Below are 1,930 nucleotides of genomic sequence, written 5' to 3'. Positions count from 1 at the left end.
TCAGTTAGTCTTACAAGGTTGTTTATACTTGGTAGATTTGCAAATAAATCCTTCATAATCAACGTATCTGAAGGACTGACTAAACCTTCTCCATTCTGAATAAGACCAAATCCATGTTCACCAGTCAATGATTGGAGTAGTGGATTAGGGTTATCAATCTTAGCAATTCCACCAGTTTTAAATTTACCAATTTTCTTTAGTGCTTTTAATATTTTGTTCTTGTTAGAGTCATTGCCTTCAACATCTTTTGAACTAGAAATACCCGATACACCTAATAATTTAGCCATTTGAACCATTTGAGCATATGATATATTTTTACCACCAAGCGTTCCTTTGATGTATTTATTTAAATCACTAGAACTTGTTTTTGATCCAGTTCCACTATCCATAATTGCTCTCAACTGTTTCTTTAATGTGCTACTATCAGAATTATTGCCTGAACTTGTCGATGTGTTGCCATTAGCTATCAATGAATCCGATGTGTAGCTAGAAGTTAATCCAAGCTGTGACATCATAGATTCAAGGTTTGTCTTTAAATCAGTCGATATTGAAATATTATTAGATTTTGCTAATTCTAATAAGTTATTATACACCTCTGTAAATTTATCTTCTGTTAAATTGGCGGCGTCTAATATAAGCTGTTCCTGATTGTCATAATAATCTTCTAAGGCATCAATCTGATTATTAATCATTTTTTCATACTCGTCATATGACTCATCAAGAGCGTCTTGTTGTAATTCTATTTTTCTGTCATATTGAAGATCATCTAACTCTTTTTGATTTTTAGCTAATTCATCTTGCAAATCTTTTAATTCGTTTTGCGCCTCTCTATCACCTGAATTAGCAGCACGAGTCAACTCATTAATTCTGTTTTGAATTTTTTCTCGGTCTTTTGTGTTATCTGAAATTGAATCCTCGTATTTACGTAGTGATTCTTCATTATCCAAAGCCTTTTTTTGTACGTCGATTAATTCCTTGTAAGCATCTAACTTATTGTTAAGGGCATCAATTTCACCATCTTTGATTACAGTAACTAAATCTTGAATGGCGGATTTATAGCTATTAGTTTGACTTACAGCCGTTCGCAACTGAGAGTTCAACGAATCGAGTCTTGATGTATAATTAGCCTCATTAACCTCACCATTTGCATACTGTTTATTTAATTTATTAATTTCAGCTTGCAATGCCTTTACTTCTTCTGTGGAACTAGCAAGCCCTAATTGTAATAAAGACATTTTAGCCAAACCGTCATCGCTTAAACCTAGGAAGTTGTCATCTGAGTCAGTTAATGTAAGATTATCTTCATCAATTAAGTCACTAAGGGAATCAAGCTCTTCTTGCATTTTATCAACTTTAGTAATACCTTTGTCAAAAGCATTCCAAGACAATTCATTGATTAGTTGCTCGTTTTCTTTAATAGACACGTTAATTCCAGATATTTCATCTTGCGCCCCTTGAATAATATCTTGAAGCTCGTACCAATAAGTTGAGTATCCATTTTTTTCTTTCTCAGACGCAGCGGCAGCAATCGCCAAATCTTTTTCTTTTTTCCAGTAAGCCAACTCATCATTTTGATATCCGATTAAACTATCATATAAGTCTTTTGTTACCTGCCCACCTTTTGCTTCAATTTCGGCTATTTTATTTAGAACGTCTTGTTGCTCATTTTGTTTCCAACCAATCTTATCGTCGTAAGCAGCTATATTGTTATTAAGTTTTGTTCGTGGAGTTTCTTTTACATATCCATTATATTTTTCTTGCTCCTCGGCTAGAAGAGCAGTATTGGTCTTTAATTCATCGACATAGGCGTTATATAATTTTATAGCAGTTAATTGATCAGCATCAGTTACACCTTTTGTTGAAATCTTTGCTCGAACTTTGACCGTCTTGCCAGCTGAATTTTTACGATTAGATTTTTTTATATTAGAAA

Annotated in this window: 1 protein-coding gene; it reads right to left on the bottom strand. The window is 33.3% G+C overall.

Annotated elements, in window-relative coordinates:
• Positions 1 to 1,930: hypothetical protein (locus ACW2QF_RS19925; protein WP_455717762.1), on the bottom strand; the 1,930-nt coding region annotated here is incomplete at both ends.

The organism is Anaerosporobacter sp. (assembly GCF_965301125.1).
The sequence above is the reverse complement of the archived record's forward strand: the minus strand, read 5'-3'. Positions and strand labels throughout refer to the sequence as shown.